This is a genomic window from Pseudomonas germanica (genome assembly GCF_019614655.1).
Classification (GTDB): Bacteria; Pseudomonadota; Gammaproteobacteria; order Pseudomonadales; family Pseudomonadaceae; genus Aquipseudomonas; species Aquipseudomonas neuropathica.
In genome coordinates, this window is the sequence record NZ_CP071586.1 from 426,315 (window position 1) to 440,579 (window position 14,265).

A 14,265-nucleotide genomic window follows, 5' to 3' on the forward strand; every position below is an offset into this window, starting at 1 on the left:
GTGCATTTCCCCTTGCCGAACGAACTCGACGCTCTCCAGATGAACATCAGCAGTGCCATGGTGGTGGCCGCCAGGCATTGGCGGAAGATCTGCCAGACCACGCTGGTCAACTATGGAATCTCCGAAGCCTGCGCCGTGCCGCTGTTGATGATCGGCCGCTTGGGCGAGGGCGTGCGCCAGGTGCGAGTGGCGCAGGCGGCCGGGATGGAGAGTCCGTCGCTGGTGCGTCTGCTCGATCAGCTCTGCCATTCCGGCTACGTCTGCCGCACCGAAGATGCCCAGGATCGCCGGGCCAAATGCCTGAGCCTGACCGACACCGGGCGTGAACTGGTGCAGGCTGTCGAGATCGAACTGGTGCGCTTGCGTCATGAGGTGCTCGAAGGCATCGAGCAAAGCGATCTGGAAGCTACGCTTCGGGTACTCAGAGCTTTTGAGGCGGCCAGCCCGCCTTTGGTGGTCAATTCTTGAACGGTTTTTTCTCTGGCATCCCGCCGGCCCGTGACTGGTTTTATGGGGTGCGAACTTTTGCAGCGTCGATGATCGCGCTGTACATCGCCTTGCTCATGCAAATGCCGCGTCCATATTGGGCGATGGCCACGGTGTATATCGTTTCCAGCCCGTTTCTCGGGCCGACCAGTTCCAAGGCCTTATACCGCGCCATCGGGACTTTTCTCGGTGCCGCGGCGGCGGTTTTTTTCGTGCCGATGTTCGTGCAGAGCCCGTATGTGCTGGTGGTAGTCATCGCGCTGTGGACGGGCATTTTGTTGTTCCTGTCCCTGCAACTGCGCACGGCCAACAACTATGCATTGATGCTCGCCGGTTACACCCTGCCGCTGATTGCCTTGCCGGTGGTGGATAACCCGCTGGCGGTGTGGGACGTAGCAGAGGCGCGCACCGAAGAGATTTTCCTCGGCATCGCTGTCGCCGCCGTGGTTGGTGCGATGTTCTGGCCGCGTCGTCTGGCCCCGGTGTTCAACGATGCCGTGAGCAAGTGGTTCGCCGACGCAACGACCTATAGCCTGAAATTCCTCAGTCGCGACGTGCAGCCCGAAGAAGTCACTGCGCTGCGCATGGCCATGGTTGCCAACTTCAACAGCCTCGAATTGATGATCGGCCAGTTGCCCCACGAAGGCGCGCGACCGCAAACCGTGCGCAACACCAAGGAATTGCGCGGGCGCATGATTCATCTATTACCGGTGATCGATGCGCTGGAAGATTCGCTCTACGCCCTCGAACGGCGCACGCCGGAACTGGTGGAAAAGTTCGAACCGCTGCTGGCTGCAACCCGTGAATGGCTCGCTCATCAGGACGCCGATCTCGACCGCTGGCAAGCGCTGAAAGATCAGCTCGAAGCCCTGCAACCGAGTGCCGAAGCACTGCAAGACCGCAAACAACTGCTGTTCTCCAACTCGATTTATCGCCTCGGCGAATTCATCGATTTATGGCAGGACTGCCGCAGTCTGCAAGACGCGATTCTCTGCGAGCGCCAGGACAGCTGGCGCGCGGTCTACCGTCACTGGCGCCTCGGTCGTCTGACGCCGTTCATTGATCGTGGGCTGATGCTCTACTCGGCGGCCTCGACCGTTCTGGCGATCATTACCGCCTCGGTGCTGTGGATTCTGCTCGGCTGGCCGGACGGCGGCAGCGCGGTGATTCTCGCCGCGGTGGCCTGTAGCTTCTTCGCTTCGATGGACGACCCGGCACCGCAGATTTACCGGTTCTTTTTCTGGACCGGCATGTCGGTATTGTTCGCCAGCCTTTATCTGTTTTTGATTCTGCCCAACCTGCATGACTTCCCGATGCTGGTGCTGGCGTTTTCCATCCCGTTCATCTGCGTCGGCACCCTGACGGTGCAGCCGCGGTTCTTCCTCGGCATGCTGCTGACGCTGGTTAACACCTCCTCATTCATCAGTATTCAGGGGGCTTACGACGCGGACTTTTTTGCCTTCGTGAACTCCAACCTGGCGGGTCCGTTAGGGCTGTTGTTCGCGTTTATCTGGACGCTGGTCGCACGCCCGTTCGGCGCCGAACTGGCGGCCAAACGCCTGACCCGCTTCAGCTGGAAAGACATCGTCGACATGACCGAACCGGCCAACCTTGCCGAACACCGCAAATTGGGCGTGCAGTTGCTCGATCGACTGATGCAGCACCTGCCGCGTCTGGCCCTCACCGGCCAGGACACCGGCATCGCCATGCGCGAAGTGCGGGTGGGCCTGAACCTGCTCGATTTGCTCGCCTACACCCCACGGGTGACCGGCGCGCCGAACGCGCTGTTGCAGCAAGTGGTCAGTGAAGTCGGCGAGTATTTCCGCGCCTGCCTCAAGGCTGGCGAACGCTTGCCGGCGCCAGCGCCGCTGTTGATGACCCTCGATCGCACTCGTCGCGCACTCAATGGCCACGGCGACGATGAAACCCGTCTGAACCTGCTGCACGCCTTGAGCGGTTTGCGTCTGGCGCTGTTGCCCGGCGTCGAATTCGTCGCCAGTGCCGACTCCGAAGAACCGCTGCCCGATGGAGCGCCCCTATGATCGGTGATCTGGACATCAGCGGCATTTTCCTGCCGACCCTGCTGGTGTTGATGGGCATCACTTATGTGCTGTTTTTGCTGGTGCATGCCGTGCTTACGCGTGTGCACTTTTACCGTCTGGTCTGGCACCGGGCATTGTTCAACGTGGCCCTCTACGCGGTACTGCTGTACGGCGTGGACTCACTCAGTCGATACCTGATGACATGAAAAAACCGTTTTTGACCATCGGTCGCGTGGTACTGACCCTGCTGATCGTGACTTTTGCCGTTGTCCTCGTCTGGCGCATGGTGATGTATTACATGTTTGCGCCGTGGACCCGTGACGGCCACATTCGCGCCGACATCATCCAGATCGCTCCGGACGTGTCCGGGTTGATCCAGCAGGTTGAGGTGAAAGACAACCAGTTGATCAAACGCGGCCAGGTGCTGTTCAGCATCGATCAGGACCGTTTCAAACTGGCTCTGCGTCAGGCCAAAGCGGCTGTCGCTGATCGCGAAGAAACCCTCGCTCAAGCCCAGCGCGAAGCCAAGCGTAACCGTGGCCTCGGCAACCTCGTGCCGGCCGAGCAACTGGAAGAAAGCCAGTCGAAGGTCGCCCGCGCGCAATCAGCGCTGGCCGAAGCCATGGTCACCGTGGACAGCGCTCAGCTCAACCTCGACCGCTCAGTGATCCGCAGCCCGGTGGACGGCTACGTCAACGACCGTGCGCCGCGTCCGCAGGAATTCGTTACCGCCGGGCGTCCGGTGTTGTCGGTGGTCGACAGCAATTCGTTTCACATCGACGGCTATTTCGAAGAGACCAAACTCGACGGCATTCATGTTGGCCAGTCGGTGGATATTCGTGTGATCGGCGACCGCGCCAAACTGCGCGGGCATGTTGAAAGCATCGTCGCCGGTATCGAAGACCGCGACCGTACCAGCGGCAGCAATCTGTTGCCGAACGTCAACCCGGCGTTCAGCTGGGTGCGGCTGGCGCAGCGGATTCCAGTGCGGATCGCCTTTGATGATGTGCCTGAAGATTTCCGCATGATTGCCGGGCGCACTGCCACCGTTTCGATCATCGAAGACTCAAAGGTCGACGATAAAAAGCAGGAGCCCGCGCAATGAGCAGGGCGCTGATGATCGCCGGGTTGGGCGTGATGCTCTCGGCCTGTCAGATGGTCGGGCCGGACTATCAGGTGCCTGAGGATGCAGCGGTTCAGCGCAAGGATTTTCAGGGCGAACTGGCGGTTGCCGGAAAACCGGTCGTCTCGGCGCCGGTGCCAGCGGATTGGTGGCGTCTTTATAAGGATGCGCGGCTGGATCAACTGGTTCAGCAGGCCATGGCCTCCAACACCGATTTGCGCGTCGCGGCGGCGAACCTGCAACGGGCTCGAGCTCAGGTCGATGAGGCCGAAGCAGCGGGCGGCTGGAGCGCAGGTGTGAAGATGGGCGCGCAGCGTTTGCAAGAGTCTGGTCAGGCATTCTTGCTGCCGGAAAAAGTCCCGGTCGATAACGTCGGCGACATCGGCATCAGCGCTTCTTATCAGTTCGATCTGTGGGGCACTTTGCAACGCGGCATCGAAGGCGCAAAGGCCAATGCCGACGCGACCCAAGCCGCAGCGGATACGGCGCGTATCACCTTGGTGGCGGACGTGGTTCGCGCTTACACCCAAGTCTGCGCGGCCAACGAAGAACGGGAAATTGCCCAGCATTCCCTGGACCTGCAATCGCAAAGCACCACGCTGATTCAGCGTTTGCGTGACGCCGGACGTGGCGACGAAACCCAGGTAACCCGTTCGCAAACCCAATTCAAATCTCTGCGCGCCGACCTGCCGCGCTATGAAGCGGCGCGTCAGGCCGGGCTGTTCCGTCTGTCGATGCTGCTGGCAAAACCGGTCGATCAATTGCCGGCCGGTACCGCCACCTGCGCAGAACTGCCGAAAATCGCTCAACTGGTGCCGGTCGGTGACGGCGCTGCGTTGCTCAAGCGTCGCCCGGACATTCGCCAGGCCGAACGTCGTCTGGCCGCTTCGACCGCCGGGATCGGCGTCGCCACGGGCGAGTTGTATCCGGACATCAGTATCGGCGCGACCATCGGCACTGTTGGTCTCATCGATGACTTGGGTGATCCGTCGACCAACCGCTGGGGCTTTGGCCCGTCGCTGAGCTGGAAGGTGCCGACCAACGGCGCCCGCGCTCGAATCCGCGAGGCAGAAGCGGCGACCCAAGGCGCACTGGCGAACTTCGATGGCGTGGTGCTCAACGCCATTCGCGAAACCCAGACCGGCCTGGCCCAGTACAGTGCGCTGCTGCAACGCCGTGATGCGCTGGCCGATGCCGAGCAATCGGCAAAACTGGCCGCCGACCAGACCCACCGCTTCTTCCAGGCCGGTCGCGAGTCGTTCCTCGCTGATCTGCAAGCAACGCGCACCTACACCGATGTCACCGCGCAACTGGCCGCCGCCAACACCCAGGTTGCGATGAGCCAGATCGATTTGTTCCTCGCCTTGGGCGGCGGCTGGGAAAGCGGACGAACGCACGCTGCAAGCCCCAGCAAACCCTGAGGCCGTTGCTATGCTTTGAAGTGTTGGAGGGGCGCCCCGAGCAAGGCGCCCTTTCAGCGCACATTGCTAGCGCTGGTCTAGGGGAAACCAATAATGAAAAACCCTTACGCTCTCGGCTTCTGGTGCGCCATCGCAGCGCTGGTGCTGCTCTCGGCGACCTATTTCTACGGCATCATGCTGGCCCACCAGATCGACAAGGCCATGGTTTTCCTCGACAGCGCCGTCGCGCTGATTGCGGTCATGGCCATCGTCGTGGTCGCCTGGGCGTCGGTTCAGGTGCAGCGCGTGAAGAAGCGGCAGCTTGAACAGGGCAAGACCCTGGTGCTGATCTGGGACACCAAAGTCGCCCTGCGCCGGGTCGAAACCGTGTTCGACCGGTATTTCTGGGGCAGTTACTGGCAGCCGGGGCGCACCTTCGCCGAAGTCATGGGCGAACTCACAGGCACGCCGCTGGAAAAAAGTCTCGAAGCGCTCAAAAAGCAGTGCCTGGAACTCGACAAGCAGATCGATGACGAGGGCTGGCACTGGCTCAACAATGCCCGCGAATTGTCCGATGTCGCTACAGCCATGGCCCGCGAGCGTTATCAACTGGATTTCTGCGACCCGCGCGCCGAGGGGCCGGGCGGGGCGGTGATCGATCGGGACTTTGAAGTGCTGGTGTACACCTGGACCGCGCGGCTCAAAAGCTTTGATCATCAGTTGGATGAGATCGAGGTTCAGTATTCCTGATTTTTGCCTGAATCATCTGGCCCCTTCGCGAGCAGGCTCGCTCCCACAGGTACAGTATTGTCCTTGTGGGAGCGAGCCTGCTCGCGAAGGCGGACTGAAAAACACCGAAACTCTTCCAACCTGTCGACTGTCCATTCCCCCCATAGACACTCTTTAACCTTTAAACATTGGGCCAGCTCACGCGCCCGGTGCTAATCTCCACCGCTGAATTCAGCGCAGTCGAGCCGCGACCCGGTCACGGGTTCAGGGAAGACGACCACACTCACAGCCACGGAAATCGATCAGGTCATTCATGAATAAATCAGCAGGCGTGCTCCTCGGAATTGTTGTTGCCATCGGCGCGATCAGCGCGGGCGGGGCCTGGTACACCGGGACCAAAATCGAAGGCGTGTTGAACAACGCCGTCAGCAACGCCAACAAAGAGCTGCAAACCGCGATGGCCGGCTCCAACGGCACCGCATCGCTGGAGCTGGTGTCGCTGGATCGCCACACCTTCACCAGCACCGCGCACTATCGCCTCAAGGGTGAAGGCGAGATGTTCGGTGATGCGCCGGTCGAACTGCTGTTCGTCGACCACATCGAACACGGTCCGCTGCCGTTCTCGCGTCTGGTTTCGCTGAAATGGCTGCCGGTCATGGCCACCAGCAACTACGAACTGGAAAAGAATCCGGCTACCGAGAAGTGGTTCGCCGCCACCAAGGGCGCCGCGCCGCTCAAAGGCGTGACCAGCATCGGCTACGACGAGTCCACCACCAGCACTCTCGACCTGCTGCCGTTCGAAACTGCGCTGGATGAGCAATCGAGTCTGAAATTTTCCGGCCTGACCATGAACATCTCCGCTAACGCCAAAGCGCAGAAGGTCAAGGCAGACGGCTACATGGATAACCTGAAACTGGTTACTGTGGCTGAAGACCAGGCGCCGGTGCAGGTCGAGCTCAACGGTCTGACCCTGGCCAGCAACCTCGCCAAGAGCAGCTACGGCTACTACACCGGGGAAAACACTCTGGAGCTGACCAACAGCAAAACCACCTTCGGCACCAAGCAATCGGTGCTCGGTGTGAAGAACTTCGAAATGAAGAACCTCACCGAAGAAAACGGCAGCAATGCCTCTGGCCGTGCCGATTACAAGGTTGGCGAAGTCAGCCTCAACGACAAGAAAATCGGCTCGGCCAATATGGCCATGAGCCTGAAAAACCTCGACATCCCGTCGACCATGTCGCTGATGCAGATCTACCAGACTAAATTGCAGCCGTATGAAAAAGCCGCGGCCGAGGCTGCAGCCCAAGGCTTGCCAGCGCCGGAGCTGAACCTCACCGAAGCTGAAAACGCCCAGGTCAAAGCCGACCTGCAGAAATTGCTGGCCGCCGGCCCACAGATTGCGCTGGAGAACCTGTCGTTCAACACCGCCAACGGCGAGAGCAAGGCCAATCTGGTGATCGACCTGACCAAGCCGCAATCGATGGATTTGCCGCCGGATCAACTGGGCAAACAACTGATTGCATTGCTGGATCTGAATATCCAGGTGTCCAAGCCGATGCTGGTCGATCTGCTCAGTGTGCAGGCGCAACTCGACGGCCAGACCGATGCCAAAGCCATCGTCGATCAGTCCAAGGAAGCGGCCGACATGTTTGCGGGCATGGCGGTCGGTTCGCAGTTGGCCGTCGTCGACGGCACCAATGTCGTGACCAAGCTGCATTACGCCGCCAATCAGGTCGAATTCAACGGCCAGAAGATGACCGTCGAGCAGTTCGTCGGCTTCCTGATGAGCAAGTTCGCAGGCGTCACGCAAGTGCAGTAATTCTGCGTTCTTAATAGCAGCGCCCGGCCTCTGTATCGCACAGACGCCGGGCGTTTTGCTGTCTGGCGTTCGGGTTTTCGGCTGAACCACCAGCACGATTCTGAACAATTATTGTGTTCTGGATATTGCTCTGTGCTTGCGTGCAAAACTGCCTGACTAAGCTTGGCCGTTGCATGTGCATTGGCGGCCACCGTTACGAATGGGCAAGGAGGGCATTGCGACCCGGCTGGCCATGTAAGGATGCTGACGAATGCCGCGTATTGATGTTCCCGTATTACATCGTGGTTTACGCCCTTTGTTTCGAGTCGCGCTGTGCAGCCAGTTGCTCTGGCCGGCACTGGCGTTTGCCGACACACCCTACGATCAAATGGTGCGCGACGCCCGTGCCGGGCAAACCACGCCTGCGCTAACGGTTTTGCGGCAGGTGCCACCCGGCCAATCGACCACCGGGCAGATCAGCGATCACCTGCAAATTGCCAGTTGGGCCGGACTCGACGCCGAAGTGGTGCAAGTCTATGAAACCCAGGGCCGCGACCGTGTGCTGCCGGTGCAGGCGCTGACCGCCACCGCCCGCGCCTATCGCAATCTCAAACGTTGGGATCAAGCCACGCAGGTCTACAACAAGGCTTTGGCGCTGGAGCCGGACAACGCCGACCTGCAATTGGGCCTGGCCCTGACTCAGGCGGATGCCGGCAAACCCGACGAAGCGGTTACTCGCGCCAAAGCGCTGGTGGCGGCCAAACCTGATGATCCGTCGCGCCGCCTCGCCTTGGGCTACGCCCTGACCCGTGACAACAAACCTTACGACGCCCTGTTCGAATACGATCAGGCCTTCAAGCGCGCCGGCAGCAAGCCGGAAGTCGCTCGCGAATACGTGGTTGCTCTGCAAAAGGCGCGGCTGCCGGAACCGGCGTTGCGTATGGCCAATCAGCGCCCGGGGTTGATCGATCCGGTCACGTTGCGTCGCCTCGAAGGTGATCTGGCCGCCGAGCGCGTGCGCCTCGCCGAACTCGCCACCCGCAGCGAAAAAGAACGCTACGTCATCGCCGACCGTGCGCTGGTCGATTACGACAAACTGCTCGCCACCTGGACACCGGATGCCACGGCGCACGACGACGTGATTCGCTGGCGCATCGATCGCATGGGCGCGCTCAAGGCCCGGGCGCGCACCGCCGACGTCATCACTGAATACCAAAAGCTGCAAGCCGAAGGCGTGAAGATTCCGACCTACGCACTGCGTTGGGTAGCGGCGTCGTATCTGGATCAACGCCAGCCGGAAATCGCCACGGACTTGTATCGCCAAGTGCTTGCGGCGCCGGATGCCGATGTCGGCGACCGACTCGTAGACACCACAGCGCTGTACTACTCGCTGCTGGAAAGCGACCGCGCTGATGAGGCGCGCAAAGTCGCCGAGGACGCCGCCAAGTCCCAGCGTCCGCGTGTCGAACTCAAGGGCTTGCCGATCGGCAACCCCAATGATGAATGGATGGACGCCCAGCAACTGGCGGCGCAGGCCGGCACTTACAGCGCTGACTTGCCCCACGGTGAGGAGCGCTTGCAGACGCTGGTCGATCAGGCGCCGGGTAACGTCGGTTTGCGTCTGGCTCAGGCCGATTTATACCTGGCCCGTAACTGGCCGCGCCGCGCAGAAATGCAGCTCAAGGAAACCGAGAGCATGGTGCCACGCGCCATGGGCCTGGAAATTGGCCAGGCCCACACCGCGATGGAATTACAGGAATGGCGGCAAATGGATGCGCTGACCGACGACGTCGTCGCCCGTTATCCGGATAACCGCCAGGTACAGCGTCTGGCCCGTGAGCGCGAAGTGCACGACATGTCCGAGCTGCGCGTCGAAGCCTACGGCGGCAAGGCCAACGGTGGTGGCAGCGGTGATGCCGGTGCTGTCAGCGGCAGCCGCGATTTCGGTATCCAGACCACCCTGTACAGCCCGCCCATCAATGAAGACTGGCGCGTGTTCGCCGGGGTCGGTTATGCCACCGGCGACTTCGCCGAAGGCACCGGTCACCACCGCTTTCAGCGTGTTGGCCTGGAACGCCGCACTCGTGACATGACCCTTGAAGCCGAAGTGTCCAATCACGATTACGGTTTCGGCGACAAACAGGGCGCGCGGCTGGCGATCGCCCGCGACATCAACGACCATTGGCAGTACGGCGGCAGCCTCGAATACCTCTCGGCTGAGACACCATTGCGCGCGCTCAACAGCGACATCAAGGCCAACGGCGGCAGCGGTTTCATCCGCTGGCGCGCCAACGAAAGCCGCGAATGGCGCCTGTCGGTGAGCCCGTCGCACTTCAGCGACGGTAACAACCGAGTCGAAGCCTTGCTCACCGGCCGTGAGGGCGTCTACAGCGCGCCGAACGTGCAGGTCGACGCCGGTCTGGAGGTCGGCACCAGCCACAACTCCAAGTCTGATGATGTGCCGTACTTCAACCCCAAATCCGACTTCAGCGTGATGCCGCTGGTCAACGTCAATCACGTGCTCTACCACCGCTACGAAACCTCCTGGAGCCAACAATTCCAAGCCGGAGCAGGCACGTACAGCCAGCGTGAGCACGGCACCGGCGGCATGGCCCTGCTCGGTTACGGCCAACGTTACGCCTGGAACGACGTGTTCGAAGTGGGCGGTTTGTTCAGTGTGATCAACCGGCCTTACGACGGTGATCGGGAGACCGATCTGCGTCTGCTCGTCGACCTCACTTTCCGCTTCTAGAAGAGTTTGAAGATGCCTTTGATTTCGCGTTTCATCCTTCTGCTGGGAGCGCTGCTGGTCAGCGCCTGCGCCCAGCAAGCTCCGGCCTTTGCGCCGCCATCCGAGCGTCCGCTGGCGGCCAGCGAAAAACCGTGGCCGAAAAATCACGTGCTCGGCATTGCCTATCACGACGTTGAAGACCGCGATCCCGATCAGGCCGTGGTGGCGGTGCGCACCGAGCGCATGATCGAGCAGCTCGCGTGGTTGCGCGAGAACGGCTACAAACCGGTCACCGTCGACCAGATCATGGCCGCGCGCAAGGGCGGCCCGGAGCTGCCGGCGAAAGCGATCCTGCTCAGCTTCGACGACGGCTATTCGAGCTTTTACACCCGCGTACTGCCGGTGCTGCGCGCCTATAACTGGCACGCGCTGCTGGCACCGGTCGGCAGCTGGATCGACACGCCGCTCAATCAACCGGTGGATTTTGCCGGTGCGCCGCGTGCGCGTTCCGACTTCCTGACCTGGGATCAGATTCGCGAAATCTCGCAATCCGGTCTGGTGGAAATTGCCGCGCACACCGACGCCAACCACAAAGGGATCCTGGCCAACCCGCAGGGCAACCTGCAGCCTGCTGCCGCGACCCGGCGCTATGATCCGCTGACCAAACGTTATGAGTCCGAGGCCGAATTCCAAGCACGGATTCGCACCGACGTGAACAACATCTCGGAAAAAATCCGCAAGGTCACCGGCAAGAAACCACGCGTCTGGGTCTGGCCGTATGGCGCGGCGGACGGCACATCGCTGACGGTGGTTGGCGAGGAGGGCTACGAAATGGCCCTGACCCTCGAAGACGGTCTCGACGCCCTCGACAACCTGATGAGCAGCCCGCGCTTTCTCGTTGCTTCGGATCCTGACGGCGAGCGTTTCGCCAACAGTATCGTCGACGTGCAGTCGGATTTCGTCATGCGCGTTGTGCATGTTGATCTGGACAACGTTTACGACCCGGATCCGGCGCAGCAGGACATCAACCTCGGAAAACTGGTGCAGCGCATCGCTGACTTGGGCGCCAACACGGTGTTCCTGCAAGCCTTCGCCGATCCCAAGGGCGATGGCCTGGTGCATTCGCTGTACTTCCCCAACCGTCACTTGCCGGTGCGTGCGGATATTTTTAACCGCGTCGCCTGGCAACTACGTACCCGCGCTAACGTGAAGGTCTTCGCGTGGATGCCGGTGCTGAGTTTTGGTCTCGACTCGAAACTGCCGCGCGTGACCCGTTGGGACCCGAAAACCGGCATCACCTCGGTGGATCCGGATCAGTACCAACGCTTGTCGCCGTTCGATCCTGAAGTGCGACGGATCATCGGTGAAATCTACGAAGACGTGGCGCGCCTGACCTCGGTCAACGGCATTCTTTACCACGATGACGCGGTACTGTCGGATTTCGAAGATGCCGGCCCTGAAGCCCTGAAAGCCTACGCTGCCCACGGCTTGCCGGGTTCGATTGCAGCATTGCGCGACGATCCGGCAGCGATGCAGCGCTGGACGCGCTTCAAGAGCCAATACCTCATTGACTTCACCAACGAGCTGACCGCCAAAGTCCGTGCGATCCGCGGCCCGCAGGTGCTGACCGCACGCAATATTTTCGCCGAGCCAATGCTCAATCCCGAGAGCGAAGCATGGTACGCACAGAACCTCGATGACTTCTTGCAGACCTACGACTGGACCGCGCCGATGGCCATGCCGCTGATGGAAAAACAGACCCAGGCAGAGTCCGGCCCGTGGCTGGAAGCGTTGGTGGCTACAGTCAGGAAACGCCCCGGCGCGCTGGATCGTACGGTGTTCGAATTGCAGGCACGCGACTGGACGAAAAAGGATCAGGCCGACATTGACGGTGCCCTTCTGGCTGACTGGATGGGTCGCCTCAAGCGTCAGGGCGCGACCAGTTTCGGTTACTACCCGGACAACTTCCTCGACAACCTGCCGGACCTGAAAACCGTAAGGCCTGCACTCTCCAACAAATGGAATCCATAACATGCTGGATAGACTGTTAGCCCTGCTTGTTCTGGCGCTCGTCCTCGGCGTGCCGCTGGGCCTGATCTTCCTGGTCACCGGGCAGTTTCTGATGGACTTCGTGTTCTTCTACCCGCTGTTCATGTCCGGGTTGTGGATTGCCGGTGGCCTGTATTTCTGGCTGCACTGGGAGCGCCACTGGCCGTGGCAGGACGACACCTTGCCGCCACCGCTGGAAGGCGAGCCGCTGATCTCGATCCTGATCCCGTGCTACAACGAAGGCGAAAATGCCGCCGATACCATCCACGCGGCGCTGGCCCAGCATTATCCGAACATCGAAGTCATCGCGATCAACGACGGCTCGAAGGACAACACCGCGCAAGTGCTCGACGCGCTGGCCAAGGAAGATCCACGTTTGCGCGTGTTGCATCTGGCGGAAAACCAGGGCAAGGCTGTGGCCCTGCGTATGGGGGCGATCGCTGCGCGTAGTGAGTATCTGGTGTGCATCGATGGTGATGCGTTGCTGGCGCCGAACACCGCGGCGTATCTGGTCGCGCCGATGCTGGATAACGCACGCCTTGGCGCGGTGACCGGTAACCCGCGGATCCGAACGCGCTCGACGCTGGTCGGGCGGGTGCAGGTCGGTGAGTTCTCATCGATCATCGGCTTGATCAAGCGCACGCAACGGGTATTCGGGCGGATTTTTACCGTCTCCGGGGTGATCGTCGCGTTCCGCCGTACCGCGTTGAACCGCGTCGGTTACTGGAGCCCGGACATGATCACCGAAGACATCGATATCAGCTGGAAGCTGCAACTGGATCACTGGAGCATCTTCTACGAGCCACGCGCGCTGTGCTGGATCCTCATGCCGGAAACCCTCGGCGGTCTGTGGAAGCAACGACTGCGCTGGGCGCAGGGCGGCGCCGAAGTGCTGTTCAAGAATATTCGTGGCATCTGGCAGTACCGCCATCGTTACCTGTGGCCGCTGCTCTTCGAATACTGCCTGTCGACCGGTTGGGCGTTCACCTTCCTGTTGTCGGTGATCTTCTGGGCCGTTGGCAAATTTGTGGTCATGCCGGAGGCGATCGCGGTGGATCACCTGATGCCGCCGGCATTTACCGGGTTGCTGCTGGCCTTCGTCTGCCTGGTGCAGTTCGCGGTAAGCATCGTCATCGATCGGCGCTATGAGCCGGGATTGGGCCGCACGATGTTCTGGGTGGTCTGGTATCCGTTGGTGTTCTGGCTAATCAGCCTGCTGACCACGTTGGTCAGCTTCCCCAAAGTGCTGTTCGGTCAACATCAGAAACGTGCGCGTTGGGTCAGTCCTGATCGGGGCATCAAACCGATCGGTGACGACGAAGAGGAGGTCATCAAATGAAAATCATCCGGACTCGCCAGCGGCCCTTTCTGGTAGTGATCGATGTGATCCTCACCGTGGTGGCCTGGGTTGGCCTGCTGTTTCTGCTGATCCGTGGCTTATGGCCGCTGATCGAAACTCACGCGGGCGGGCCGCTGCTCGATAAATCGGCGTTCGACGCGCTGGGCACCCTGCAGATTTATCTGTGGATTGCCTTGGTCAACGCGGTGATTCTGATTTCCTGGGCGCGCTATCAGCAGCGCAAAAGCCGCAGCTTCGCCCAGCGCCGCTTGCCATCGCCGGTGATTGACGATGAAGGGCTGAGCAAGAGTTTCAAACTCTGCGATGACCGCTTTCAGAAGTTGCGCACGCCAGGGGTGATGACCATTCATAACGATCAGGAGGGTGACATCAGCCATGTGGTGACACATTTCTGGCCGGTTCAGCCGCAGGAACTGCCCGCCGCTGGCACCACTGGAGCATCCGCGGGTGATTTTTCTGCATGCCGAGGATGACGACAATCGCGAACCTCTTCCCCGTTAATTGATCGTTCCCACGCTCCGCGTGGGAATGCCTCACGGGCTGCATT

The 14,265-nt window shown here is 60.8% G+C and carries 10 protein-coding genes and 1 pseudogene; all 11 read left to right on the plus strand.

Features of this window, described 5'->3' with window-relative positions:
- Positions 1-39 precede the first annotated feature (39 nt).
- The 11 genes and pseudogenes from J0G10_RS01860 to pgaD all read left to right on the plus strand — a co-directional run bounded on the left by J0G10_RS01860 (position 40) and on the right by pgaD (position 14,219).
- Positions 40-468, plus strand: coding sequence for a MarR family winged helix-turn-helix transcriptional regulator (locus J0G10_RS01860; RefSeq protein WP_093440308.1), 429 nt, complete (start codon positions 40-42; stop codon positions 466-468).
- Complete coding sequence (locus tag J0G10_RS01865; protein ID WP_095047036.1) at positions 465-2,528, plus strand: FUSC family protein; 2,064 nt, start codon at positions 465-467, stop codon at positions 2,526-2,528. Before J0G10_RS01860 ends, J0G10_RS01865 begins: the two co-directional genes overlap by 4 nt.
- Entirely contained in the window at positions 2,525-2,734 is a 210-nt protein-coding gene (locus J0G10_RS01870) for a DUF1656 domain-containing protein (protein ID WP_007917703.1), read from the plus strand. Before J0G10_RS01865 ends, J0G10_RS01870 begins: the two co-directional genes overlap by 4 nt.
- A complete protein-coding gene (locus J0G10_RS01875; protein WP_064389057.1) occupies positions 2,731-3,633 on the plus strand; it encodes an efflux RND transporter periplasmic adaptor subunit in 903 nt (300 codons plus the stop codon). Before J0G10_RS01870 ends, J0G10_RS01875 begins: the two co-directional genes overlap by 4 nt.
- Positions 3,630-5,072, plus strand: a complete 1,443-nt coding sequence (locus J0G10_RS01880; RefSeq protein WP_220557274.1) for an efflux transporter outer membrane subunit — start codon at positions 3,630-3,632, stop codon at positions 5,070-5,072. The genes J0G10_RS01875 and J0G10_RS01880 overlap by 4 nt, the downstream gene beginning before the upstream one ends.
- 93 nt (positions 5,073-5,165) lie before the next feature.
- Positions 5,166-5,801: an NADH:ubiquinone oxidoreductase subunit N gene (locus J0G10_RS01885; protein WP_095126610.1), complete on the plus strand. Its 636-nt coding sequence runs from the start codon at positions 5,166-5,168 to the stop codon at positions 5,799-5,801.
- A gap of 292 nt (positions 5,802-6,093) precedes the next feature.
- On the plus strand, positions 6,094-7,599 hold the full coding sequence (locus tag J0G10_RS01890; protein ID WP_095125232.1) for a YdgA family protein: 1,506 nt from the start codon (positions 6,094-6,096) through the stop codon (positions 7,597-7,599).
- A gap of 250 nt (positions 7,600-7,849) precedes the next feature.
- Positions 7,850-10,330 (plus strand): poly-beta-1,6 N-acetyl-D-glucosamine export porin PgaA, encoded by a 2,481-nt coding sequence (gene pgaA, locus J0G10_RS01895; protein WP_220557275.1) that lies wholly within the window; start codon positions 7,850-7,852, stop codon positions 10,328-10,330.
- A 12-nt stretch (positions 10,331-10,342) separates the two neighbouring features.
- Positions 10,343-12,340 carry a poly-beta-1,6-N-acetyl-D-glucosamine N-deacetylase PgaB gene (gene pgaB, locus J0G10_RS01900; protein ID WP_220557276.1) on the plus strand — a complete coding sequence of 666 codons (1,998 nt, stop codon included), beginning with the start codon at positions 10,343-10,345 and terminating at the stop codon, positions 12,338-12,340.
- A 1-nt stretch (position 12,341) separates the two neighbouring features.
- Positions 12,342-13,697: a poly-beta-1,6-N-acetyl-D-glucosamine synthase gene (gene pgaC / locus J0G10_RS01905; RefSeq protein WP_095125235.1), complete on the plus strand. Its 1,356-nt coding sequence runs from the start codon at positions 12,342-12,344 to the stop codon at positions 13,695-13,697.
- A pseudogene (gene pgaD / locus J0G10_RS01910) lies at positions 13,694-14,219 on the plus strand (poly-beta-1,6-N-acetyl-D-glucosamine biosynthesis protein PgaD). The gene pgaC and the pseudogene pgaD overlap by 4 nt, the downstream one beginning before the upstream one ends.
- Positions 14,220-14,265 lie beyond the last annotated feature (46 nt).